Genomic DNA, 23,503 nt, shown 5'->3' on the forward strand with positions numbered 1-23,503 from the left:
ACTCTTTACTCTTTACTCTTTACTCTTTACTCTTTACTCTTTACTCTTTACTCTTTACTCTTTACTCTTTACTCTTTACTCTTTACTCTTTACTCCTGCTGATTTCTGTTTGCCAAAGCCACTTTAACCGTCTGATAATTTTTATTGACTTTTGTGATTACTTTCTCTCTGAAGGATTGCTCTAATTCGCCGTCGACTTGATTTAATAAATCATTAGCGTTGACTCTTACTTTTGATTTTGGCTTCGCCGAATTTTCCGCCACAATTGTTTTTTCTGCCGAATCTAGTAATTGATCTACGTTTTCTTTTTTTGGCGTTTCGACAATTGGAGTTTGATTACTTAATGATTGTTTTTCTTGATTGTTTTTGATGATGATTGAAGACTCCGCTATTTGATTTGATTCCTTTTTACTGATTTTATTTGGTGTGTTATTATGATTTTTTTCTTCTTTATTCACAGCTTCATTTGAAGGATTTTCTGAAACAGCGATTTCAGTTTTAACTTCATCAACCTTATTTAAAATTGGTTTTGCTACAGAATCTTTTTCGCTTTCTTTTTCTACTACTGTATTTTTTGGCGTTTCAATTGTATTTTCTTCTTGATTAAAAAATAAAGTTCCAACCAATAATCCGATAAGACTTGCTGCGATGTACAACCATTTTTTACTTTTCTTTTTAGGTTGTCTTTTTTCTTCAGCAACACTCAGCATCGCATCTAATCGATCCCAGGCTTTATCGCTTGGTTCAATTTTGCGCTGATTTAGTTTTTCACGGAAATCCTTTTCAAAATTATTCGGTTCCATTATCTTGTTTTTTTAAAATAGTAATTTGTGTTTGCAGCATTTTTCTAGCGTGCGATAATTGCGATTTCGATGTTCCTTCATTAATCCCTAACATCTTAGCAATTTCATTGTGTTTATAACCTTCAATCGCGTATAAATTGAAAACCATTTTATAACCGTCAGGTAAAGCATCAATTAAAAACTGAATTTGCTCAACAGTAAACTGACTCTCGATTTCATTGAAACTCTCCTCAACAAAAAATTCATCTTCGGCAAATTTTACCTTTTTCTGAACTCTTAAATAAGAAATACATTCGTTAACCATGATTCGGCGGATCCAGCCTTCAAAACTTCCTTTGTGTTCAAACTTGCTTAAATTTGTAAACACTTTCATAAAGGCGGTTATCATTACATCTTCTGCTAATTGAATGTCTTTTATATATTGTCGACACACACTTAACATTTTTGAAGAAAACTTGCCATAAATCTGTTGCTGTGCCTGACGATTATTTTCGACAGCCAGCTTTATGATTTTGGTTTCTTCTTGATGTAACGGAATAATTTTCATTAATAAGCTTTTCGGTTTTTGGCTTTAGAAACAGACTTCTATTAGCATAGACGATTGTCGATTTAAAATGGTTGCATGGGAGGGAAAAAACAATTAGAAAATCAGAAAATTTGTCAATTAGATAATTGATTCACAACAAAGTACAACCAATTATCTAATTGACAAATTTTCTAATTATCTGATTATCTAATTATTTTTTTCTTTCGATTACGTAGTTCACCATCAAAGTCAGCGCCTCTTTATACTCAGAATCTTCAAAGTTTTGAAGCAGAGAAAGTGCTTCTTGCTGGAATTGGACCATTTTGTTTTCGGCGTAAGTCAAACCATTATTATCTTTTACAAAGGCAATCACTTCTTTTACACGTTTTTTGTCTTTGTTGTGGTTTTTGATGGAGTTTATCAACCACTTTTTTTCTTGCGGCGTACAAGTATTTAAAACGTGAATTAAAGGCAAAGTCATTTTTTGCTCTTTAATATCAATTCCTGTTGGCTTACCAATAGCTTCTTCGCTGTAATCGAATAAGTCATCTTTAATTTGAAAAGCCATTCCGATAAGCTCTCCAAAATTACGCATATTCTCAACCTGAACATCATCTTCAATTACTGCTTTTGCACCAAGAGCACAACATGCTGCGATTAATGTTGCCGTTTTTTTTCGGATAATTTCGTAGTAAACATCTTCGGTAATATCAAGTCTTCGGGCTTTTTCAATTTGAAGCAATTCACCTTCGCTCATTTCACGAACAGCAACAGAAATGATTCGGAGTAAATCAAAATCACCGTTATCAATTGAAAGCAATAATCCTTTTGAAAGCAAATAATCTCCAACCAGAACCGCAATTTTGTTTTTCCAAAGCGCATTGATTGAGAAAAATCCGCGACGGCGATTACTGTCGTCTACAACATCGTCATGAACCAAAGTGGCGGTATGAATCAATTCAATTACAGAAGCTCCACGATACGTTCTTTCGTTTACAACACCTCCAGAAACCATTTTTGCAGTAAGAAAAACAAACATCGGACGCATTTGCTTTCCTTTTCGATTAACTATATAATAAGTAATACGGTTCAGCAGCGCGACCTTCGAAGTCATCGATTCATGAAACTTTTTTTCAAAAAGTTCCATTTCGTTAAAAATGGGCTGTTTTATTTGGGAAGTAATATTCATTTCGATTTCAAATATACTATTTTAAATAAAAAAACGTTGTCTATTTTATGTTAGTATATCAACAATTTGCTTACTAATATAAATTCACCACCAAAAAACAATCTAGTTAAAGCCTAATTTGAGTTCATTAATTAAAATCACGTAAAACTAATTTATTATGAAAACAAAAATTTTCTTTATTGGAACATTAGCAGCTTTATCTTTTTTTGTCAGCTGTAACTCTGATGAAAAAACAAATGACGGATCATCTGCAGCAATTACAAAAGATGAGATCATTACAAATTCTAAAATTGATGCCTCAATTGATGATGTAACGAATATTGCTGAAGACCAATTTAGCGCGCAACAAAACGTAACCGCAAAACCAAGCGGCGTGGTAAAAAATTTCCTTCCGAGTTGCGCTACTATTACAACAGTATTAACCAATAACACTTGGACAAGAACTGTCGATTTTGGTGCTGAAGGCTGTACACTTGGAAACGGAAACACTGTGAAAGGAAAAATGATTATTTCTTTTTCTAATGATTTTGCCTCTTCTACACAGACTATTAGTTATACGTTTGATGGATTTTATCACAATGGCAAAAAACTTCAAGGAAGCAAAAGCATAGTAAGAACTGTAAAAACAACCGATTTGCTTGCAACAGCACATCCGGTTTTTACCGCTGCAATCGACTTGACTATTACTTTTGATGATGGAGGCGTTTATACCAGAAAAGGCAATTTAGTTAAAGAAATGGTTGAAGGTTTTGATACCTGGTTCAATTGGGACGACAATGCTTATCTAGTAACTGGAAGCGGTACAACGACTTTCCCAAACGGAGATACTTTTTCTGCTGAAATTACAACCCCATTACAATTTAAAGCATTATGCAAAAAATCATATCCTGTAAAAGGAGTCGTATCTGTTACTAAAAATGGAGCTACGGCAGTTATTGATTACGGCAATGGAGACTGCGATAGCCTTGCAACAATTACAAAAGACGGAGTAACGGAAGAAGTTGATTTGAAAAAATAATCCTTTTTGCCTAAAAAAAAGCATTAAGATCGAGGATATTCCTCATTCTTAATGCTTTTTTTGTTTATTTAAAATCCCGTACTATTTATACTTCAGCTTCTTTATTTGCCAATTGTCCGCAGGCAGCATCAATATCTTTTCCGCGGCTGCGTCTTACTTTTACAACAACTCCAATATTCTCTAAAGCTTTTATGTAAGCCATAATAGATTCTTCAGAAGCTTGCTGAAATTCGCCATCGTCGATTGGGTTATATTCGATTAAATTGACTTTGCAAGGAACATATTTACAGAATTTCACCAATGCATCAACAGAAGCTTTATCATCGTTGATTCCTTTCCAAACTACATATTCATATGAGATTTTACTTTTTGTTTTTCTGTACCAATATTCTAAGGCTTCTCGTAAATCTTTTAAAGGAAAGTTTTTACTGAAAGGCATAATTTTCGCGCGGATTTCATCAATAGCTGAATGCAACGAAACCGCCAATTTGAATTTTACATCGTCATCGGCCATTTTTTTTATCATTTTTGGAATTCCCGAAGTCGAAACCATAATGCGTTTTGGTGACATTCCTAAACCTTCTGGCGAAGTAACCATATCGATTGCTTTAATGACATTATTGTAATTCATTAAAGGCTCTCCCATTCCCATAAAAACAATATTCGAAAGCGGATGATTATGATACAAACGGCTTTCTTTATCAATTGCCAAAATCTGATCGTAAATTTCTCCAGGTTCCAGATTTCGCATACGCTTTAATCTTGCGGTAGCACAAAAATTACAATCTAAACTACAGCCAACCTGACTTGAAACACAAGCAGTTGTTCTGGTTTCGGTGGGAATCAAAACTGATTCTACTACTAAACCATCGTGAAGCCGAACGGCATTTTTTACAGTTCCGTCACTACTGCGTTGCATGGTATCAACCTTTATATGATTGATAACAAAATTATCTTCCAGCATAGCACGTGTTGTTTTTGCAACATTCGTCATATCCTCAAAACTATGCGCTCCTTTGCTCCACAACCATTCATACACTTGATTTCCACGAAAAGCTTTGTCATTATTTGCGACAAAAAAATCTCGTAACTGATCTTTTGATAAGGCTCTTATATCTTTTTTCTCGATTTGCATGCTGCAAATTTAAGTATTTGTTCATTTCTAATGGTATAAACTACAACACAATCTTAAAAATTGATGAAAGTGCTATTCTAAAAACCATTAAATCCAAAAACTTTAACACACAACTATATAATTAAAACCTATGTAAAACTTAATGAAATCGATGTAGTTTATAAATATCATTTTAATAAAATTTTAACAATGATTTTTATCAGTAAAATCTTAATGTTTGAGGAATAAATTTGGTTCAAGTTAACAAGGATGCTATTAGTACTAAGGCAAAATTGGCTCACGAGCCATAAACATTTCAATAAAATATTATCAAATGAAATTAAGAAAAATAAAATTACTCGCAATTGTAATTTCCTTTTTTGGAATTACCTCATTCGCATGTGCACAAAAAAGCTACACTTTAGATAACAAATCTACATTTTCAGTTTTAGGCACTTCAACATTGCATGATTGGGAAATGAAATCGAGTTCAGGAACTGGAGCAGCCAATTTTACAATCACCAATTCTAGACTAACTGAAATCGAATCCTTATCTGTGGTTCTATCAGCAGAAAGCATTAAAAGTGAGAAAAAAAGCATGGATAAAGTCGCTTACGAAACTTTGAAAACAGATAAACAAAAGAACATAAAATATGTTTTAAAATCTGCCGAAAAAGTAAACGAAACCACTTGGGAACTCACAGGAACCTACACCATTGCAGGAGTTAGTAAAATTTTGAAAACTACCGTAAAAACAACTATTACCAAAGATGGATTGAACATACAGGGATCAAACAAAATCACCTTTACAGATTTTGGAATGAAATCTCCAACCGCTTTGCTTGGCACTATCAAAACAGGCCAGGATTTGACCTTAAAATTTAATTTAAACTTTAATTTATAATAACCATGAAAAAAATCTATATCCTATTTATAACGCTGGCAAGTACATTTGTCGCAAATGCACAAGTTAGTTTTGGACACATTCAGAACCAAATTCCAAGGAGCCAAAAAGGTATAAATCAATTTGATGTAAAAAAAGATACCGTTGCTTATAAAGGACTTAGTGTTGATATGGGAGCTGCATTCGCGCTTCAATTTCAAGCTTTAAATTCTTATAATGACCAAAAAGATTTAGCGACAGCTCCAGGTTACAGACTAAACAATCTGGAAAATAATTTCAATTTACCCAATGCCAATTTTACTATTGGAGCACAATTATATGATGGTGTACGCGTAAATTTAGATGTATATCTTGCTTCAAGACATCACAATGAAACTTGGGTAAAAGGCGGTTATTTGCAAATTGACAAACTAGACTTCATAAAGAAAGATTTCTTAGCTGACTTCATGAAATATGCGACGATCAAAATTGGTCAAATGGAGAACAATTATGGTGACGCGCACTTTAGAAGATCGGACAATGGGAATGCTTTTATGAACCCTTTTGTTGGAAATAATATAATGGATGCCTTCATTACTGAAATGGGAGCTGAACTTTACTACAACAGATCTGGATTTGTGAGCATGATTGGCGTTACCAACTCTAAACTAAATCAAGATGTTAAAGAAATTGTTCCTGCAGCACCTACCGCTACAAAACCGGACAATAACACCACTATAAGCCCATCAATCCTTGCAAAATTAGGATGGGATAAGCAAATCAACGAAGATTTAAGAATCAGACTTACGGGATCGTATTATCACACAGCAAATTCTAGTGGAAATTTATATGCTTCAGACAGAGCAGGAAGTCGCTTTTATGGCGTAATGAGCCATTCTGATTATAATGTAATCAACCCTGCGACTGGAGCAACAGTAACTGCTGTTGCCAATAATTTTGATCCAACTGCCAATAAAGATACAGGAAGATTTAATCCAGGATATGGAAACTGGGCTACATCATATATGATTAATCCATTTATTAAATATAAAGGTCTTGAATTTTTTGGAACTTTAGAATTCACTTCAGGCGGTGACTATAAAGGAACTGATGATACTCGTAAAGTAAATCAATATGTTGGAGATTTAATATACCGTTTTGGTGAAGGTGAAAGATTTTATGTAGGTGGAAAATATAATTTAGTTGACGAAAAACTTGCAAATGCAAACACTCAGGCAATTCAGATTAATAGATTTGAAGCTGCAGCAGGCTGGTTTATGACTAAAAATGTTTTAGCAAAATTAGAGTATGTTGATCAAAACTATAAAAACTACTCAAAGTTTAATGGCGCAATTCCAAGTGATTTTTATGGAGGAAGTTTTAAAGGATTAATGTTTGAAGCTGTAATTTCATTCTGATACGATGTTTAGAAGGTTTCAAATTTTAATTCCGGGTTTAGTAATTTTCTTTTTTTTAGGAAGTGCTAAACCCACTTTTTTAGCAGATGATTCTGTTATAGTTATCAATAAAATCAAAATTGAAATCACAGGAACTTCTACTATTGGCGCGTATAATTGCTCTAATTTGTTTAATGCAAAAGACACCGTTTACTTAAATTCAATCAAAAAAAACATTTTAAATACTGAAATCAAGATGTCAAATTTTGATTGTGGAAATAAAATAATGACAAAGGACTTACAGGGAACTGTAAAAATAAAACAGTTTCCAAACAGTACCGTTTGCATAAGGGATATTAGACAAGTTGGGAAAAATTACAAATGCAATCTCAATTTTCTGATTACAAACAAAACGCTCAAATACAAAGATTTTACACTTTATACTGATGACAATAAAATTCAGGGAACAATTAACTTAAAATTTTCTGATATAGAATTAGTTCCGCCAACAAAAATGGCCGGTTTAATTAAAGTGAAAGATGAACTTGTTATTAATTTCAGCTTATACAAATAAGTAACCGCCAAACCTGATTGGGTTTGTATTAAATATTTCATGTTTCTTTTTTTTTTCAAAAAGGTGTCTTTTTTTAGGATGCCTTTTTGTTTTAAAAAAAACTCTTAATTATTCTTTCTAAACTATAAAATCTGGCACGAGAATTGTCTTGCTCTTAAAAGGAAAATAATCTTACAAAGCGCGCAGTCATTTTAAATGTGTATCTTTATTTTTCAGCTTTATAACCTTTAAATTTTATAACCTAAAAAAATTGATTATTATGAAAAAACAAATTTTAAGCTTAGCTGTTGTCGCTTTATTAGCATTCGCTGTACAATCTTGCGAAAAGAAAGAACCAAAACCTGCAGATGAGGAATTAACTCTTGGAAACAAAGTAGATTCTTTAACAACAGATATTGAAGAGGCCAAAGACACCGCAGTAAGCAAAACAGAAAAAGCTGCCCAAGATGTAAAAGACGCGACTCAAAAAGCTGCTGAAGATGTAAAAGATGCCACCAAAAAAGGTGCTGAAAAAGTAGAAAATGCAGCAAAAGCAGCAAAAGACGGAACCGTAAAAACAGCAAAAGAAGTAAATGAAGCTTTGAAAAAATAGTTTTATTTAAAATTGAACAAGAAACCATTCGCCTACACGAATGGTTTTTTTATACAAAAAAGTGAGCGGATATTTTTTGTATTTTTGCTTTAAATTAGAAGATACTACAACATGCATTTTATTTCACAAGACTTAGAAGATTATATCGAACAACATTCTGAAAACGAACCAGAATTATTAGCAAAACTCAACAAAGAAACATATCAAAAAATTCTTTTGCCAAGAATGCTCAGTGGTCATTTTCAAGGACGTGTTTTAAGCATGCTTTCTAAATTGATACGTCCGGTAAATATTTTGGAAATCGGAACGTACACAGGTTATGCTGCTTTGTGTTTATGCGAAGGAATGCAGGAAAATGGTCAATTACATACTATTGACATTAAAGAAGAATTAGTTGATTTTCAAAGAAAATATTTTGATGCTTCGCCTTGGGGAAAGCAGATTTTTCAACATTTAGGAGAAGCAGTTGATATTATTCCAACAATCGACGTGAAATTTGATCTTGTTTTTATTGATGCCGATAAAGAAAACTACCTAAATTATTGGGAAATGATTGTTCCAAAAATGAACAAAGGCGGCATTATTTTATCTGATAATGTTTTATGGAGCGGTAAAATTCTGGAGCCAGTTCATCCAAATGATGTGAGCACAAAAGTGCTTTTAGAGTACAATCAACTTTTAAAAGATGATCCGCGTGTAGAAACGGTTTTATTGCCTATTCGTGATGGATTGACCGTGAGTAGGGTTCTTTAGAAAAAGTTGCTAAGGTTCTAAGAAACTAAGATTCTGAGTTTTTTTTAGAATCTGTAATTAAATAAACAATTATTTTCAAATGAATTCTTTAAACGAAATAAATACTGAAGATTTTACAATTATAAATACTGTTTATACTAAAAATGAAATTGAGAAATTGATTTCGTTAATTGAGAATAATATTGAAAACAAAGCAGGTACTTCTACTTTTAGAAAATCTCAGGATTTGTTTGCTATCAGACAGTTCCATAAAGAAATCCCAGAAACTTTTCCTTATATCTTCAATCAAAATTTAAAAAATATTATAGAATCTACTTTTGGAGAAGGTTACTTTATTACGAAATCCATCTATTTTGACAAACCAGAAAAATCAAATTGGTTTGTGGCTTATCATCAAGATTTAACGATTTCCGTTGACAAGAAAATTGAAATCGAAAACTTCGAAAACTGGACTGTAAAACAAAATCAGTTTGCGGTTCAGCCACCAAGAAAAATTCTTGACAACAATTTTACTATTAGAATTCATCTTGACAACACCACTCAAGATAATGGCGACTTAAAAGTCATAAATAATTCACATTCAAAAGGAATTTTGAGAATCGAAAATCTTGATTTTGAAAATAATGAAACAATTTGTGAAGTTGAAAAGGGCGGTATTATGATTATGAAGCCTTTATTATTTAATGCTTCAAACAAAACTACAAACAACGAAAGAAGAAGAGTTATTCATATTGAATTTAGTAAAGAACAACTTCCTCAAGGACTTCAATGGAGTGAAAAGACAGCACTTCAAAACTAGAGATTGCAAGAACAAAAACCTCAGAACCTTAGCTTCTTAGCATCTTAGAACCTTTTAAAAAACTATTCTGGAAAATATTGTGGTTTTAGTTTTCGGTACACCAAATAAATCAAAGACCCAAAAAGTGCTCCGAAGAAATATCCAGCCAAAATATCACCTGGATAATGTAATCCTAAATAAATACGGCTGTAAGCAAAAACTAAAGGCCATAAAAACAAGAATCCTAAATATTTGAAACGGCTTTTTAAAACCAAAAATAAAAAAGTCGCAACAGCCATAGTATTTGCAGCATGTCCGGAGAAAAAACTGTATGATTTTCTAACCTGGACAACTCGAATAAATGAATTTAATTCTGGATTATTACACGGACGCAAGCGTTCAAAAGTATGCTTGAACAAATTACACGTCTGATCAGTGAAAGCAATTAAAACAGCTATAAAAAGCAATAAATACAAGGTTTGTTTTCCTCCTATTTTTTTATAAATAAAATAGAACATTAATAGGAAAAGAGGCGTCCAATTCAACTGCTCGGTAATAATTAGCCAAAGTTTGTCGTATGTTTCAGAGCCTAAACCATTCAGATACACAAAGAGATTTGTATCTAATTCTTGTATTTTTTCAAGCATATTAAATTTGGCGTTTTATAGGTCCTGAAAGTGAATCAATATCTTCTTTTACTTTATCAATTTCTGTTGCAGTATCTCCCAAAAGATTTCCTGAATCTCCAATTAGATTTGTTTTTGCTTCATTAATCTGAGCATTGATATTACCTGTTATACTATTAAGAGATTTAGTGTCAAGTCCATTTGCCTCAGCTCCTTTGTGAATCTCGCTTTTAATATCATTGGTAGCATTTTTTAACTGTGCCATTGCTTTTCCCATTGTACGAGCAATTTCTGGCACTTTATCTGAACCAAAAAGCATTAATACTATAAACAGTATGAAAACTAATTCTCCTCCTCCTATACCGAACATATCTTTAATTTTTGTGTGGTCACAAAGATATTAAATTTTGCTGCTTAGAGTTTTAAAATTTACTTAAAAAAAAAAGACTCTTTTCAGAGTCTTTTTTTTTTTTATTATTAATCAAATTTTGATTTTTCTTCTGCTTTTGGCCAAGCGTTGTTGGTTACATCAATATCAGCAGTCATTAATTTTGGATCAACTTGAATGCTTTTGATTGCTTTTGAAGTTGCATAAACTTTTTTAGCGGTATCATTATTCTTTCTCCAGATTTGAGCTGGATATTGATAATTAGCTTTTGTACCATCTTCGTAAGTGATTTCTACTAAGATCGGCATAATCATTCCACCTGGTTTATTAAATTCAACTTCATAAAAATACTTTGGCGATTTTATAGCCGCTTTCTCTTCTGCCGTAAACGTTTGATCAACATACGTTGCCAATGGTTTAATATCTTCGATTTTAAGTGCTTTTTTGCTAGAAGCACTAACTTCTGCATTATCACCTGAAACTAAGTAAACAAAAGGTCCTTTATCTAAACCAAAACGTCCTTTTCTAACTTTTACATCTTTCAAATCAGCAGTTGGAGTGTCAGAAACGTAATATTGTTTTACCTCTTTAATTCCGATATCTACAAAATCAGTTGAGTAAAACCATCCTCTGAAAAACCAATCTAAATCAACTGCAGATGCATCTTCCATTGTTCTGAAGAAATCCTCAGGAGTTGGGTGTTTAAATTTCCATCTGTTTGCATAAGTTCTAAAAGCGTAATCGAATAATTCTCTTCCCATAACTACTTCTCTCAAAATATTAAGACCTGTAGCCGGTTTTCCGTAAGCGTTATTTCCAAATTGCGCGATCGTTTCAGAGTTAGACATAATTGGTTCTAAAAACTTTTGGTCACCGCTCATGTAAGGAACAATATTTTTAGCTGGTCCGCGTCTTGAAGGGAAAGTTGGATCTAATTCCTGTTCTGCTAAATATTCTAAAAACGAGTTTAAACCTTCGTCCATCCAAGTCCATTGACGCTCGTCTGAATTTACAATCATTGGGAAGAAAGTGTGTCCTACTTCGTGAATAACAACACCAATCATTCCGTTTTTAACTTCTTTGCTTGTTACTCCATTTTCGTCTGGACGACCAAAGTTCCAGCAAATCATAGGATATTCCATACCTTGATCTTCTGCCGAAACAGAAACTGCTTTTGGATAAGGATAGTCAAAAGTATGAGATGAATAGCTTTTTAAAGTATGCGCAACTGTCATCGTTGAAGTTTCTCCCCAAAGCGGGTTTGCTTCTTTAGGATAAACAGATTCTGCCATGACAATTTTGCCTCCTAATTTTACAGCCATTGCATCGTAGATGAATTTTCTTGAAGATGCAATTCCGAAATCACGTACGTTTTTAGCACTGAATTTCCATGTTTTTTTCTTTTCAGAAAAACCTTTTTCAGCCGCTTCAGCCTCAGCCTGAGTTACAATTACAACAGGTTTGTCAAAAGATTTTTGAGCCTGCTCATAACGTTTTACCTGTTCAGCAGTAAAAACTTCACTTCTGTTTGTCAATTCTCCTGTAGCATCGATTACGTGATCAGCAGGAACTGTGATGTTTACATCGAAGTTTCCGAAAGGAAGAGCAAACTCTCCGCTTCCCCAGAACTGCATGTTCTGCCAACCTTCAACATCATTATAAACTGCCATTCTAGGATAGAATTGAGCAATTACATATAATTTATTACCATCTTTTTCGAAAAATTCATAACCTGAACGTCCGCCTTCTTTTCTATAGTTATTGACGTTGTACCACCATTTTATAGCTAAAGAAATCTTTTCACCTGGTTTTAAAGGAGTAGCCAAGTTAATGCGCATCATTGTTTCATTGATGGTATATGACATTGGGTTCCCTTTAGCATCTTTTACTTGCTCGATATTAAAACCGCGCTCTAGATCTTTTTTCAAGTATTTACTTGAAAAACCATCTAACGGCAAAACCTGATTGATTTTTTCGCTTTCCGCTAAAGTGCTTTGTGTATTTGCTTTTGCTTGATTTTGATCTAACTGAATCCACAAATATTCTAAACTATCTGGAGAATTATTAGAATAAGTAATAACCTCAGAACCTGTTATTTTTGAATTTTTATCGTCTAGTTCGATATCAATCTTATAATCAGCCTGTTGTTGGTAATACGCTGGTCCTGGAGCTCCAGATGCCGTACGGAACATATTTGGAGTTGCCAGCAAATCATACATTTGACTGAATTTGTTTGTGTCGTACTTTCCTTGTTGCCTTGGAACCGGTGGAGTATTTGCTTTTTCCTGAGCAACTAGCATTGCAGGAAAAAGTAATAATAATGAAAGTTTTTTCATAAAAGCTTAATGGTAATTTTATCAGGGTGTGAAAATAACAATTAAAATGATAATTTCACCTACCCTCTAATACTTTAACACTTCTTTCCTTGAAGATTCTGTAAAAAGCACACTCTTTTTAGTGCCAAACGCTGAAATATGTGTAATGTTTTGCTGTTCAGCATTCCAATCAACCAAAATAGAGTTTAAAATTTCGAGTGTTTTAAACTTTTCAATATCTTTTATTCGAGAATAACAGACCAAAACATCATCAGACTCCACTTCTTTAGATAAAAAAGTTATTGCTTTTGTCTGGCCGTTTATTTTAATGGTAAAATTTTCAGCCAAATATTTTTTCAATAATTCTATATCTTCGGGAGTTTCCTTATCAGTGCCAACAAATGTTTTTTTGTGGTATTTTTTTTCTAATCCTTTATTCAAATCGTCCACAAATATGCGGGAAGTAATTTGAATCATTTTTTTTTCAGAGGCATAATTCACCTGAAAAACACCCATATAAAACTTATGAAATGTAAATGCAGAAAGCGATAAAAACAATATCCCAATTAAAGGATAAATTAATCTATTTTTCATTTTTGAACAACGTTCGATTTTTTAAATTCTTTATTCTTATTGATTAAAAAGTCAATCAATTCAAATTTTTGATCAGGATCAACGTGTCTTTTAGATTCTGGATCATTAGAACAATACATTAAAAACAAATCTATTTCATCTTCTTTTAATCCTAAAGTTTTAGTAAAAAAGTCAGGTTTGAAATTATCTTTTGTATAAGCGACAAAAGCAATATCTGATATTTCCTCTTCTTTTACATCGTCTTTTTTCCTCAAAAGTTTTTTAACATCTTTAAAGATTCTAACGAAATCAGTTCCATATTTAATAGTCTGATCAGAATACATAGCAGTATTTTTTGCAGTTGACTGTTTATCATCTTCAAACTGCATATCTACAATTGCCTGAGAACCTACTCCCAGAGTTTTTACTTTTAATTCTTTATGAACAACAACTTCTTTTAATTGATTATTCACCAATTCTAATGGTACAGTAAAAAGAATTTCTGCGCAATCTTTTTCAGTCAGCACAATTTTTTTAGACTGAAATGCCATTCCGGTAAAAACTAAAGTATCTTTTGGTTTTGCCAAAATATCAAACAATCCTCCAGCACCTATAAAAGTTCTGGTGTTTGCATTAATATTCATTACATGACCACTTTCTATTGATAAAGATGTATTTACCACTTGTCCGTGAAGCGGTATTCTAACTGAATTTTGCCCTAATGCGATTTGACAAAACAAGCAAACAACAAATACTGATAAACTATTTTTCATTTTCGAGGATAATTAAATATTTTCTGGCTAAATCTGTGATTAAAAACATACTCATTGTTTTGTTCTTTGTATTCAAAGATACGGCAAATTGGGCATCATCCACACAAAATAATTGAAATCCTTTGATATCATCCACAGGAATTTTTAATCGCTCAGTATAATAATTCTCTTCAAAAAGATACTCCATTTTCCTGAAAAGCATCTCCTTTTTCTCTACAATTACTTCTTTTTTCAGCATAGCAGTACGTCCAGAAATTTTATTCAGTATTTTATCTATTGAGGTCGAAGTGGCCGTATAAACTTTCCTTTCGGCCGGCGTATATGTTTTTTGTCCATGTGGCACAATGCCAAGATTTTCGGTAGTGATTTGTGGATTTTCATTCACCACAACTTCCTTCAATTCAATCTCTTTGGCTGTCATTTTGATCTGAATTTTATCCAAATTCAAATCTTCAACAGTAATTCTATGCTTAAGCGGATCTAGATTTACAGATGAAAAAACAAGAACATCGCCTTCTTTTACTGCAATCGAAAACATTCCGTTTACGTCAGAAATTGTCGAAACCTGGGTCGTATTATTGATAATATTTACTCCGTCGACAGAAGTTGACTGTTCAAAAATTTGTCCAAGAATTTCTTTTCGTACAAAATTTTGCCCAAAACTAAACTGCATCAGAAACAAAAAGAGGATTATATATAAAGTATTATTTGATTTCACTTGCAATTATTTCTTTGTATTTTAAAGCTAACTCCGCCATCAAAGGAGTTATTTTTGATTTATTTTTCTCTAGCAAAAGAACACCTATATCCTGACTTTCGACAAAATAAAACTTAAACCCAAGAACATACTCAGAAGGTATTTTCAAATAATCAATAAAATAGGCGTCTTCAAATAGATTACCCAATTGCTCTATATTCATCTCTTTCCTTTCAACTGCAACCAGTTCTTTTAATCGCTTCGTTCTTCCACTAATTTTATTAATAACAGGATCCAATGGCATTGACCCTCCCAGCAAGCCCAATAACGAAATAGGCTTAAAATCTCCAGCTGTAGCTAGTTTCCTTTCTGCCGGCGTATATGTTTTTTGTCCATGTGGCACAATTCCTAGGTTTTCGGCTGTAATTTGTGTATTAATAATTACTTCTTTCAACTCAATTTTATTAGCTTTCATTTTAATAATAAGCTTTTCCAGATTTAAATCTTCAGCCGTAATCATATATTTTAACGAATCCATGCTAAAAGCAGAAAAAACCAAAACATCACCTTCTTTTACAGCAATAGAAAACGCTCCGTTACCACCTGAAACTTTCGCAACATGCGAAGTAGTATTAATAATATTTACACCATCAACAGTAGTTGACTGTTCAAAAATTTGTCCAAGAATTTCTTTTCGAACCAAATTTTGGCCAAAACTAAACTGCATCAGAAACAAAAAGAAGATTATATATAAAGTATTATTTGATTTCACTTGCAATTATTTCTTTGTATTTAGTTGCCAGTTCCGCCAGCAGAAACTCCGTCGAAGTTTTATTTTTTGAGTTCAAAATTACAGTAAACTTATCATTTTCGACTGCATAATACTCAAAGCCTTTTACATATTCTAAAGGAATTTTGAGTCGATCAACAAAATGTTCCAAAGTAAACATACGTTCTAAAAGCTTCATAAAAGCTTCTTTTTTCTCTACCTCGGCTTCCTTTTTAAGCATCGCCGTTCTACCTGAGAAAAAATTCAGCAACGGATCTGCCGAAATCGACCCTCCAGCCATTGTTCCGCCCGTAGCCTGAGCATCTAAAGCCGTTGCGGTACGCAGTCGTCTTTCTGCTTGCGTATATGTTTTTTGTCCGCTTGGAACAATTCCTAAAGATGCAGCATTTATTCCGTTATAATTTCGAACCACAACTTCCTGTAGTTGATGCATAACCATGCTCAATCTAACAGTAAAATTTATATCTGAAAAATTAGCCGCCGTTAATAAAACTTTGTTTTCTTTAAATTGTATTGATGAAAAAACAAGCGTATCGCCAACATTAGCTAAAATCGAAAAAGCTCCTGAGGCATTTGTCACCGTCATCGCTTCAGTTTGAGCATTAATTACGTAAACACCTTCTAGATCTGAAACATTAGAAGCTACTTTACCATTAATTAAAGTTCGTTCCTGAACTTGCGAGCAAACGTTTTGCCCCCAAACCACAAACAAAAAACAAGCAATTTTATTAATCAAAATGATAAAAATTTAAAATTATTCTTAAAGCAGTAAAAATATCTTAATGTGTTCCAAATTTAATACTAAGGACTTGGTAAAAATATGTTAATTAAACCGCGGCAATCGTCATCAAACTGAGAGTTTTTAATATCTTTAGCATAAAGAATCTGATTTTAAAAATTATGAAAAGCGTTATCATTGCCAGCACTTCTACTCTTCACGAAGGCAGTTATTTAGAGTATTTATTACCTACTTTACAATCTCATTTTAAAAATTGCAAAAATCTCTTATTTATTCCTTACGCACGCCCTAGTGGCATTTCGCACGACGATTATACTCAAAAAGTTTCTGAAGCTTTTGCATCAATTAACATTTCAGTAAAAGGAATTCACGAATTTGAAGATGCAAAAGAAGCCATCAAAAATGCTGAAGGAATTTTTACTGGCGGAGGCAATACCTTTTTATTGGTAACACAATTATACAGACATAACATTATGCAGCTTCTTGCCGAAACTGTAAAAAACGGAACGCCCTATTTGGGAACTAGTGCTGGAAGCAATATTTGCGGACTGTCAATGCAGACCACAAATGACATGCCTATAATTTATCCTCCAAGTTTTCAAACTTTAGGATTGATTCCGTTCAACTTAAATCCGCATTATTTAGATCCAGATTTGCAGTCGAAACATATGGGAGAAACTCGCGAAACTAGAATAAAAGAATTCCATGCTTTCAATTCGATTCCGGTTTTAGGCTTAAGAGAAGGAAGCTGGCTGGAAGTAAAAGGAGAAAAAATCACTTTGAAAGGAAATCTGACGGCGCGTTTGTTCAAACAAAACGAAACTCCGATCGAATTAGAAACAGAAAGCGATTTGAGCTACTTAAAATAATTTTTCAACCATATAACTATATAAGTTCATCTAATAAATCTTCTTCGAGAAAAATTTACTTGCTTACATAACTTATATGGTTTTAAAAAGGAATAAAAACAAAAAAGCCTCAAACAATGTTTGAGGCTTTTGAAGAGCGAAAGACGAGGCTCGAACTCGCGACAACCAGCTTGGAAGGCTGGAGCTCTACCAACTGAGCTACTTTCGCATTAACAGGGTGCAAATATAAATAATTTAAAACTTTTAAAAAAATAAAAATTAAAAAATATTTATTTTAGAGCGAAAGACGAGGCTCGAACTCGCGACAACCAGCTTGGAAGGCTGGAGCTCTACCAACTGAGCTACTTTCGCATTGGTGGTGCAAATATAAAAAGAAAGTTAAGTTCAAAACAAGTTTTTAGGCAAAAAAAATCAATAAAAAACAACAATAATTTATAACCCATTTAAAATTAAAAAGTTATAAAATCAATTATTTTTCAAAAATTATGAATATCATCAAAGAAATCCCGTCAAAAGAAACTTATATCGTTCGTCAGCCTGTCCTAAGAGAAGGAAAACCTATAGAAAGCTGTATCTTTGAAGGAGATGATTTAGAAACAACACATCATTTTGGCTTATTTGAAAATGATAATTTAACAGGAATTATTTCATTATTTTCTCAAATCAACCCTATCTTTGCCGAAAAAAATCAATCGCAGATTCGCGGAATGGCAGTTTTGCTGACACATCAAAAAAAAGGATTTGGCGAAGCGTTAGTTAAACATTGTGAAACCTACTGCAATGAAAACAATGTCGAATTAATTTGGTTCAATGCGCGAACAGCTGCCGTTGGTTTTTACAAAAAAATGAACTATCAAACTCTGGGCGAAGCATTTGACATTAAAGATGTTGGCGAACATTATTTGATGTATAAAAAATTATAAAATGAGAAAACTTTACTTTTTTTTAGCAATATGCATATTTATCGGCTGTAAAAAAGACGAGCCGAAAATCATTCCTGTTGTCAAAAAAAAGGCACCCGCAATTATTCTTACAGAAGAAAGATCAGTCGAAATTGACACTGCAATAATAGGTACTTATAAAAGCGAAACACTTAAACAATTTTACAATTCATCAGAAAATAAAACCGTTTGGGGAAATCTGAAGAAAAGAACTTACGTTTTATCACAATTGCAAAATTCAGAAAAATTGGGCTTAGATCCAGAAGATTACAAAGCTTCCCAACTGCAAAAATTCGAAAAAAGAATCAGCTCGCTAAGTGATACTGAATTAGCAACTTATGACATTTTACTGACTTATAATTTCGAAAAATATTTAAATCATCTTTTCAAAGGAAAATTAGATCCCAAGAAAATTTATACGGATTGGGATCTAGATGAAAAGGTTTTAGATGTAAATAATATTCTTATAAAAGCCTTCAATAAAAATAAATTAGACAGCATTGTTGATAATATTCAGCCCAAATCAGAAACTTATAAAGAATTGCTTAAAGCATTAGAAATCATTGATACTTTTCAGGACGACAATATCGAAAAGATAACTACTGATTCTTTGACAAAAAAAATAAGTTTAAACGAGAGCAATGCTGCGTTAATCAACATCAAAAAAAGACTATTGTTTTGGGGAGACATGACTGGAAAAGACAGTTTAACTACCGTTTACAACAGAAAAACATTTGAGTCAATTAAGAAATTTCAGGAACGACACGGCTTAGCGGCTGACGGCGTTATTGGTCAAGGAACTATCAGCGCACTTAATTATTCTAAAGAAAGAAGAAAACAGCAAATTATAGCCAACTTAGAACGCTGGAGATGGTTTACAGCCGATTTTGCCGAAAATTATTTCATCATAAATATTCCAGATTATAGTTTGAATGTTGTTGAAGATCAAGACACGACACTGGTCCGAAATATTGTAGTAGGAACCAGCAAAAGAAAAACACCTATTATAACGTCAACTTTAAAGACGGTTGTTTTTAATCCAACATGGACTGTTCCTCCAACTATTTTAAAGGAAGATGTTGTCCCAGCCATGAAAAAAAACAGAAATTATTTAGCGAATAAAAACATCACAATATATGATACTTCTGGACATGTTGTTGAACCAACTGCATGGAACGAAAACAAACCTAACAATTATCGATACGTACAAAGCCCTGGATATACAAATTCATTGGGAGTGATGAAAATTTTGTTTCCAAATCACCATAGCGTTTATTTACATGATACTAATCATCGTAATTATTTTGGCCGAAGCAATCGTTCTTTAAGTTCAGGATGTGTTCGTATAGAAAATCCTTTAGAACTTGCTGAACATATTTTAAACGACACAGTACGATTTTCAAAAGTAAAAATTGACACTATAATTGCTTCTAAAAAAACAATGAGTTTCAAAATCACAAAAAAATACGCTTTATATCAATGGTATTGGACTGCTTGGAGCAAAAAAAATCAGCTCATTTTTAGAGCTGATATTTATAATCTAGATTCGGATTTGTATGCTAAATTAAGAAATTAGCTTTTCTTCCATTGAAAAACTTCTTGATGGATGATAAATATACAAACACGATTTACCTTTTATAGCTTCAATTATTTCATCTCTCAATTCAAAAGGAATCGCAGGACAACCTTGGCTTCTGCCTAATCTTTTGTGATCTCTTATAAAAGATTCTGAAACATAATCAGCACCATGCATCACCACTCCTCTTTCGCGGGCATTGCTGTTAAATCCTCTTTCTAATCCATCCAAACGAAGTGAGGCTCCGTGTTTTCCTTGATAAATCTCACCTGTGGTGTAAAAACCAAGACTACTTTTATAAGATGAATTATTATTTGAAAATGATGAAGCAAATTCTTCACCCGTATTACGGCCATGCGCCACTAATGACTGATACAAAATAGTATTAGTTGCTAAGTCAATAACCCACAGACGTTTGCTGTTTGAAGACAAACTAAAGTCGATTAGCGTTAAAATGTCTTTTTGTACAACTCCTTTTTCTTTAAGAATATAGAAACCTTTTAAAGCTTCAGAAAAAGTTTTAAGTTCCGGCAACTGAAAATGATTTGAATTTAAAGCGCTATATACACTTTCAATCTTGGCATCAACTGTAAGTTTTTCAACTTTAGCAATGTTTTTAGTCGGTGTAAATTTAGTTTCAGGGGTGCTTTTTGAATCTTTACCAAAAGACAATAAGAAAAACACCAATAAGGGGAAAGTTTTGTAAATCATTGAATTTCTTTAGGTTAATATTTAAATTTGGGTAGGGCAAAAATATAAAAATTTTATAGCGATTGAAACTCAATAGGCTGAATCAGTGCGTTTTTACTTAAACTTTAACATTATAATAGTAAAAAATTTGCATTTCAGGTCAAAAAACATCTTTTTTTGTAAGATATTTACTTATGCTAAAAATCTAAATGTTTTCGTACATTTTCTTAAAGAAAACACAATTAAACATTACTTTTGCCCCTCAAAACTGTAACAATTAGAACAAATCATAGTCTATTAGTGCAGTAATACCTGTTTAGTCAGCCATTTTCTTTTTAAAAATTTCATGAAAAAATTAATTTTTTTAAGCCTTCTTTTATCCACTTTTTGGAGTTATAGCCAGAAGAAAATCCTTCAGGCTCAATCAACTGTGGAATCCATTTCGATTGATGGAAAACTAGATGAAGCTGCTTGGGAAAACGCTCCAATTGCTTCCAATTTTATCATGTTTGAACCTGATAATGGCAAAGCAATTCCTGATGGAAAAAAAACAGAAATCAAGGTTCTCTATAATAATGATGCTATTTACATTGGCGCGATGATGTATGATGATGAACCAAACAAAATTTTAAAAGAAATTTCGCAGCGTGATAATTTTGGAACAGCAGATATTTTTGGTGTTTTTGTAAATGGTTTTAACGATGGTCAGCAAAATTTTGAATTTTTTGTTTCGGCAGCTGATGTTCAGGGTGATTGTATTATGACTGATGCTATTGGAGAAGATTATTCTTGGGATGCTGTCTGGATTAGCAAAGCCAGAATTACAGATAAAGGTTGGATTGTCGAAATTAAACTCCCGTATGCGGCGTTGCGTTTTTCGGCAGAAAACAAACAAACTTGGGGAATTAATTTTTTTAGAGAAGTAAAACGCGAGCGTAAAAAATATACTTGGAACTTAATTGATACTAAAATAGGAACTTTTACACAGCAAAATGGTGAATTAGCAGGAATTGAAAATATCAAACCTCCTACTCGATTGTTCTTTTTGCCGTATGCTTCTTATTATTTAAATGCCGCCGATGGCCAAAAAACCTACGGCACAATGAAAGGCGGTATGGATATTAAATACGGAATTAATGATGCTTTCACACTTGATGCTATTCTAATTCCTGATTTTGGGCAAACAAAATACGACGATCGAATTTTGAATCTTAGTCCGTTTGAACAGCAGTTTAATGAAAATCGTGCTTTTTTTACAGAAGGAACCGACTTGTTTAATAAAGGCAACATCTTTTATTCTAGACGAATTGGAGGAAGCCCGTCAATTGACCCTGATTTAAATGACAATGAAGAAATCATTGAAAATGTTCAGAATGTCAATCTTATTAATGCTTTGAAAGTTTCAGGAAGAACTAAAAAAGGATTAGGAATTGGAGTTTTAAATGCTGTGACCGAAAAAACATATGCGACAATAAAAGACACCATTTCGAACGAAACCAGACGTGCTATTGTTGAACCCCTGACTAATTACAATGTTTTAGTTCTAGATCAACGTTTTCGTAAAAACTCATCGGTTACCTTTATTAATACCAATGTGACTAGAAACGGTCATTACAGAGATGCAAATGTAACAGGTCTGGCTTGGGATTTAAACACAAAAGCAAACACCTACAGCTTATACGGAAATGCAAAATACAGTCATATTAATCAGGAAGAAGATAAAAATGGTGTTTTCACCACAGTTGGCTTTGCTGAAACAAGCGGAAAATACCGTTACAGTTTTGGTTCTGATTTTGTAACTAAAGGTTATGATCCAAATGATCTTGGAATTAATTTTTACACCAATTATTATAATTTTTATGGAAATGCCAATTATAGAATTCTAAATCCGACGAAGCTTTTCAACAGCTTTAGAATCAACTATAATATGTATGCCGAATTTAATAAAGAATCAGGAAAAGTTCAGGACAACAGCATTAATGCAAACGTTAACCTGACGACCATAAAAAACAATTATTACGGAGGAGGATTAACGATCTACCCTCTTGAATCACATGATTATTATGAACCAAGAGCTGATAACAGGTATGTTATTATACCGCGAAAAGTAGAAGCCTGGGCAAGTGTTTCGACTAATTACAATAAAAAATTCGCATTGGATTTGAATCCTTCTATTGTGTTTGCAGATGAACCAGGAAGAATGGCATACGGCTTTGATGTAGGTCCGAGATATCGTTTTAATGACAAATTATTGCTGACTTATTATTTCAGCTTTTTTAGAAAAAACAACAACAAAGGTTATATTGACAGTGTAGATGGGGATAACAATGAAAGCACCGCTGATAATATTGTTTTTGCAAATCGAAATGTTATTACATATTCTAATACGCTTGGCGGAAAATATGCTTTGAATAGCACTATGACCTTTAATTTATCGGTAAGACAATACTGGTCGTATGCTGAAAATAAAGATATTTTACAATTGGAACCAGATGGCACATTGACTCCATATCCGGAATATACTGATAATAAAAATTCTAGTTTTTATTCTTGGAATGCCGATTTATCTTATTCATGGTGGTTTGCACCAGGAAGCCAGGTTTCTATCTTATATCGTAATAATGCCGATAATTTTGAGCGCGTTATCGACAAACAGTTTAAGGACAACGTTACGGCTTTACTAAATAATGATGCATTAAAACATGTTTTTTCAATCAGTGTCAAATATTTTATTGACTATAATGCTGTCAAAAATAAGTTCAGAAAAAGAGCTTAGCGTGAATTAATTTTAAAAAATAAGTCCTTCTTTAATTAAATTATTATTTTTTAATACGCTTCGTTTTATTAAATATAAATGTATCGCGGTCTTCTTGCAAAGTATAGAAATGAATTATCTTTG

General features: G+C 32.8%; 24 protein-coding genes and 2 tRNA genes. 11 read left to right on the top strand and 15 right to left on the bottom strand.

The features are described 5' to 3' along the window. Positions 1-89 precede the first annotated feature (89 nt). From EV145_RS16410 to EV145_RS16420, 3 genes are all read right to left on the bottom strand, one after another. Positions 90-803 (bottom strand): hypothetical protein, encoded by a 714-nt coding sequence (locus EV145_RS16410; protein ID WP_133526285.1) that lies wholly within the window; start codon positions 801-803, stop codon positions 90-92. Beyond that, positions 790-1,350, bottom strand: a complete 561-nt coding sequence (locus EV145_RS16415; protein ID WP_133526286.1) for an RNA polymerase sigma factor — start codon at positions 1,348-1,350, stop codon at positions 790-792. The genes EV145_RS16410 and EV145_RS16415 overlap by 14 nt, the downstream gene beginning before the upstream one ends. 190 nt (positions 1,351-1,540) lie before the next feature. Then, positions 1,541-2,518: a polyprenyl synthetase family protein gene (locus EV145_RS16420; protein ID WP_133526287.1), complete on the bottom strand. Its 978-nt coding sequence runs from the start codon at positions 2,516-2,518 to the stop codon at positions 1,541-1,543. A gap of 157 nt (positions 2,519-2,675) precedes the next feature. On the opposite strand from EV145_RS16420, the gene EV145_RS16425 reads away from it, so the two are divergent. Then, on the top strand, positions 2,676-3,536 hold the full coding sequence (locus tag EV145_RS16425; protein WP_133526288.1) for a hypothetical protein: 861 nt from the start codon (positions 2,676-2,678) through the stop codon (positions 3,534-3,536). 85 nt (positions 3,537-3,621) lie between these two features. Here EV145_RS16425 and rlmN read toward each other — a convergent pair whose 3' ends face one another. Continuing rightward, positions 3,622-4,671 (bottom strand): 23S rRNA (adenine(2503)-C(2))-methyltransferase RlmN, encoded by a 1,050-nt coding sequence (gene rlmN / locus EV145_RS16430; protein WP_133526289.1) that lies wholly within the window; start codon positions 4,669-4,671, stop codon positions 3,622-3,624. A gap of 313 nt (positions 4,672-4,984) precedes the next feature. Here rlmN and EV145_RS16435 point away from each other — a divergent pair, with 313 nt between their 5' ends. From EV145_RS16435 to EV145_RS16460, 6 genes are all read left to right on the top strand, one after another. Next, entirely contained in the window at positions 4,985-5,554 is a 570-nt protein-coding gene (locus tag EV145_RS16435) for a YceI family protein (protein WP_133526290.1), read from the top strand. Positions 5,555-5,559: 5 nt separating this feature from the next. Further along, positions 5,560-6,951, top strand: coding sequence for a hypothetical protein (locus tag EV145_RS16440; protein WP_133526291.1), 1,392 nt, complete (start codon positions 5,560-5,562; stop codon positions 6,949-6,951). Positions 6,952-6,955: 4 nt separating this feature from the next. Further along, complete coding sequence (locus tag EV145_RS16445) at positions 6,956-7,504, top strand: hypothetical protein (RefSeq protein ID WP_133526292.1); 549 nt, start codon at positions 6,956-6,958, stop codon at positions 7,502-7,504. 259 nt (positions 7,505-7,763) lie between these two features. Continuing rightward, positions 7,764-8,096 (top strand): hypothetical protein, encoded by a 333-nt coding sequence (locus tag EV145_RS16450; protein ID WP_133526293.1) that lies wholly within the window; start codon positions 7,764-7,766, stop codon positions 8,094-8,096. Positions 8,097-8,207: 111 nt separating this feature from the next. Then, on the top strand, positions 8,208-8,849 hold the full coding sequence (locus tag EV145_RS16455) for an O-methyltransferase (protein ID WP_133526294.1): 642 nt from the start codon (positions 8,208-8,210) through the stop codon (positions 8,847-8,849). A 79-nt stretch (positions 8,850-8,928) separates the two neighbouring features. Further along, positions 8,929-9,648 (top strand): phytanoyl-CoA dioxygenase family protein, encoded by a 720-nt coding sequence (locus tag EV145_RS16460; RefSeq protein ID WP_133526295.1) that lies wholly within the window; start codon positions 8,929-8,931, stop codon positions 9,646-9,648. Between the two features lie 62 nt (positions 9,649-9,710). Here EV145_RS16460 and EV145_RS16465 read toward each other — a convergent pair whose 3' ends face one another. The 8 genes from EV145_RS16465 to EV145_RS16500 all read right to left on the bottom strand — a co-directional run bounded on the left by EV145_RS16465 (position 9,711) and on the right by EV145_RS16500 (position 16,525). Beyond that, on the bottom strand, positions 9,711-10,274 hold the full coding sequence (locus EV145_RS16465; RefSeq protein WP_133526296.1) for a phosphatase PAP2 family protein: 564 nt from the start codon (positions 10,272-10,274) through the stop codon (positions 9,711-9,713). Position 10,275: 1 nt separating this feature from the next. Then, complete coding sequence (locus EV145_RS16470; RefSeq protein ID WP_133526297.1) at positions 10,276-10,623, bottom strand: twin-arginine translocase TatA/TatE family subunit; 348 nt, start codon at positions 10,621-10,623, stop codon at positions 10,276-10,278. Between the two features lie 107 nt (positions 10,624-10,730). Continuing rightward, positions 10,731-12,977 (bottom strand): M1 family metallopeptidase, encoded by a 2,247-nt coding sequence (locus EV145_RS16475; RefSeq protein ID WP_133526298.1) that lies wholly within the window; start codon positions 12,975-12,977, stop codon positions 10,731-10,733. A 66-nt stretch (positions 12,978-13,043) separates the two neighbouring features. Beyond that, positions 13,044-13,550 carry a DUF6702 family protein gene (locus EV145_RS16480; protein WP_133526299.1) on the bottom strand — a complete coding sequence of 169 codons (507 nt, stop codon included), beginning with the start codon at positions 13,548-13,550 and terminating at the stop codon, positions 13,044-13,046. Next, a complete protein-coding gene (locus EV145_RS16485; protein WP_133526300.1) occupies positions 13,547-14,302 on the bottom strand; it encodes a hypothetical protein in 756 nt (251 codons plus the stop codon). Before EV145_RS16485 ends, EV145_RS16480 begins: the two co-directional genes overlap by 4 nt. Then, positions 14,292-15,020, bottom strand: coding sequence for a carboxypeptidase-like regulatory domain-containing protein (locus EV145_RS16490; RefSeq protein WP_243739276.1), 729 nt, complete (start codon positions 15,018-15,020; stop codon positions 14,292-14,294). Before EV145_RS16490 ends, EV145_RS16485 begins: the two co-directional genes overlap by 11 nt. Continuing rightward, positions 15,007-15,771 (bottom strand): hypothetical protein, encoded by a 765-nt coding sequence (locus EV145_RS16495; RefSeq protein ID WP_133526301.1) that lies wholly within the window; start codon positions 15,769-15,771, stop codon positions 15,007-15,009. The genes EV145_RS16490 and EV145_RS16495 overlap by 14 nt, the downstream gene beginning before the upstream one ends. Next, positions 15,758-16,525 (bottom strand): carboxypeptidase-like regulatory domain-containing protein, encoded by a 768-nt coding sequence (locus EV145_RS16500; RefSeq protein WP_133526302.1) that lies wholly within the window; start codon positions 16,523-16,525, stop codon positions 15,758-15,760. The genes EV145_RS16495 and EV145_RS16500 overlap by 14 nt, the downstream gene beginning before the upstream one ends. Positions 16,526-16,689: 164 nt before the next feature. Here EV145_RS16500 and pepE point away from each other — a divergent pair, with 164 nt between their 5' ends. Continuing rightward, positions 16,690-17,397 carry a dipeptidase PepE gene (gene pepE / locus EV145_RS16505; RefSeq protein WP_133526303.1) on the top strand — a complete coding sequence of 236 codons (708 nt, stop codon included), beginning with the start codon at positions 16,690-16,692 and terminating at the stop codon, positions 17,395-17,397. Positions 17,398-17,532: 135 nt separating this feature from the next. Here pepE and EV145_RS16510 read toward each other — a convergent pair. Next, a tRNA-Gly gene (locus EV145_RS16510) sits at positions 17,533-17,605 on the bottom strand. A 70-nt stretch (positions 17,606-17,675) separates the two neighbouring features. Further along, positions 17,676-17,748: transfer RNA gene (locus tag EV145_RS16515), tRNA-Gly, on the bottom strand. A gap of 134 nt (positions 17,749-17,882) precedes the next feature. Between EV145_RS16515 and EV145_RS16520 the strand changes: the two genes are divergently transcribed. Continuing rightward, positions 17,883-18,320: a GNAT family N-acetyltransferase gene (locus EV145_RS16520; protein ID WP_133526304.1), complete on the top strand. Its 438-nt coding sequence runs from the start codon at positions 17,883-17,885 to the stop codon at positions 18,318-18,320. Between the two features lies 1 nt (position 18,321). Continuing rightward, positions 18,322-19,914, top strand: a complete 1,593-nt coding sequence (locus EV145_RS16525) for a murein L,D-transpeptidase (protein WP_133526305.1) — start codon at positions 18,322-18,324, stop codon at positions 19,912-19,914. On the opposite strand, the gene EV145_RS16530 is transcribed toward EV145_RS16525, so the two are convergent. Further along, positions 19,903-20,625 (bottom strand): murein L,D-transpeptidase catalytic domain family protein, encoded by a 723-nt coding sequence (locus tag EV145_RS16530; protein WP_133526306.1) that lies wholly within the window; start codon positions 20,623-20,625, stop codon positions 19,903-19,905. The two genes, EV145_RS16525 and EV145_RS16530, sit on opposite strands and share 12 nt — an antisense overlap. Positions 20,626-20,950: 325 nt before the next feature. On the opposite strand from EV145_RS16530, the gene EV145_RS16535 reads away from it, so the two are divergent. Next, positions 20,951-23,380 (top strand): DUF5916 domain-containing protein, encoded by a 2,430-nt coding sequence (locus EV145_RS16535; protein WP_133526307.1) that lies wholly within the window; start codon positions 20,951-20,953, stop codon positions 23,378-23,380. The last annotated feature ends 123 nt before the right edge of the window (positions 23,381-23,503 follow it).

Source organism: Flavobacterium sp. 245, assembly GCF_004362055.1.
Taxonomy (GTDB): Bacteria; Bacteroidota; Bacteroidia; order Flavobacteriales; family Flavobacteriaceae; genus Flavobacterium.

What these genes read in the sequence shown, in the direction of transcription:
- EV145_RS16410 (WP_133526285.1), bottom strand. Translation starts at nt 803, where the DNA reads ATGGAACCGAATAATTTTGAAAAGGATTTCCGTGAAAAACTAAATCAG.
- EV145_RS16415 (WP_133526286.1), bottom strand. Translation starts at nt 1,350, where the DNA reads ATGAAAATTATTCCGTTACATCAAGAAGAAACCAAAATCATAAAGCTG.
- EV145_RS16420 (WP_133526287.1), bottom strand. Translation starts at nt 2,518, where the DNA reads ATGAATATTACTTCCCAAATAAAACAGCCCATTTTTAACGAAATGGAA.
- EV145_RS16425 (WP_133526288.1), top strand. Translation starts at nt 2,676, where the DNA reads ATGAAAACAAAAATTTTCTTTATTGGAACATTAGCAGCTTTATCTTTT.
- rlmN (WP_133526289.1), bottom strand. Translation starts at nt 4,671, where the DNA reads ATGCAAATCGAGAAAAAAGATATAAGAGCCTTATCAAAAGATCAGTTA.
- EV145_RS16435 (WP_133526290.1), top strand. Translation starts at nt 4,985, where the DNA reads ATGAAATTAAGAAAAATAAAATTACTCGCAATTGTAATTTCCTTTTTT.
- EV145_RS16440 (WP_133526291.1), top strand. Translation starts at nt 5,560, where the DNA reads ATGAAAAAAATCTATATCCTATTTATAACGCTGGCAAGTACATTTGTC.
- EV145_RS16445 (WP_133526292.1), top strand. Translation starts at nt 6,956, where the DNA reads ATGTTTAGAAGGTTTCAAATTTTAATTCCGGGTTTAGTAATTTTCTTT.
- EV145_RS16450 (WP_133526293.1), top strand. Translation starts at nt 7,764, where the DNA reads ATGAAAAAACAAATTTTAAGCTTAGCTGTTGTCGCTTTATTAGCATTC.
- EV145_RS16455 (WP_133526294.1), top strand. Translation starts at nt 8,208, where the DNA reads ATGCATTTTATTTCACAAGACTTAGAAGATTATATCGAACAACATTCT.
- EV145_RS16460 (WP_133526295.1), top strand. Translation starts at nt 8,929, where the DNA reads ATGAATTCTTTAAACGAAATAAATACTGAAGATTTTACAATTATAAAT.
- EV145_RS16465 (WP_133526296.1), bottom strand. Translation starts at nt 10,274, where the DNA reads ATGCTTGAAAAAATACAAGAATTAGATACAAATCTCTTTGTGTATCTG.
- EV145_RS16470 (WP_133526297.1), bottom strand. Translation starts at nt 10,623, where the DNA reads ATGTTCGGTATAGGAGGAGGAGAATTAGTTTTCATACTGTTTATAGTA.
- EV145_RS16475 (WP_133526298.1), bottom strand. Translation starts at nt 12,977, where the DNA reads ATGAAAAAACTTTCATTATTATTACTTTTTCCTGCAATGCTAGTTGCT.
- EV145_RS16480 (WP_133526299.1), bottom strand. Translation starts at nt 13,550, where the DNA reads ATGAAAAATAGATTAATTTATCCTTTAATTGGGATATTGTTTTTATCG.
- EV145_RS16485 (WP_133526300.1), bottom strand. Translation starts at nt 14,302, where the DNA reads ATGAAAAATAGTTTATCAGTATTTGTTGTTTGCTTGTTTTGTCAAATC.
- pepE (WP_133526303.1), top strand. Translation starts at nt 16,690, where the DNA reads ATGAAAAGCGTTATCATTGCCAGCACTTCTACTCTTCACGAAGGCAGT.
- EV145_RS16520 (WP_133526304.1), top strand. Translation starts at nt 17,883, where the DNA reads ATGAATATCATCAAAGAAATCCCGTCAAAAGAAACTTATATCGTTCGT.
- EV145_RS16525 (WP_133526305.1), top strand. Translation starts at nt 18,322, where the DNA reads ATGAGAAAACTTTACTTTTTTTTAGCAATATGCATATTTATCGGCTGT.
- EV145_RS16530 (WP_133526306.1), bottom strand. Translation starts at nt 20,625, where the DNA reads ATGATTTACAAAACTTTCCCCTTATTGGTGTTTTTCTTATTGTCTTTT.
- EV145_RS16535 (WP_133526307.1), top strand. Translation starts at nt 20,951, where the DNA reads ATGAAAAAATTAATTTTTTTAAGCCTTCTTTTATCCACTTTTTGGAGT.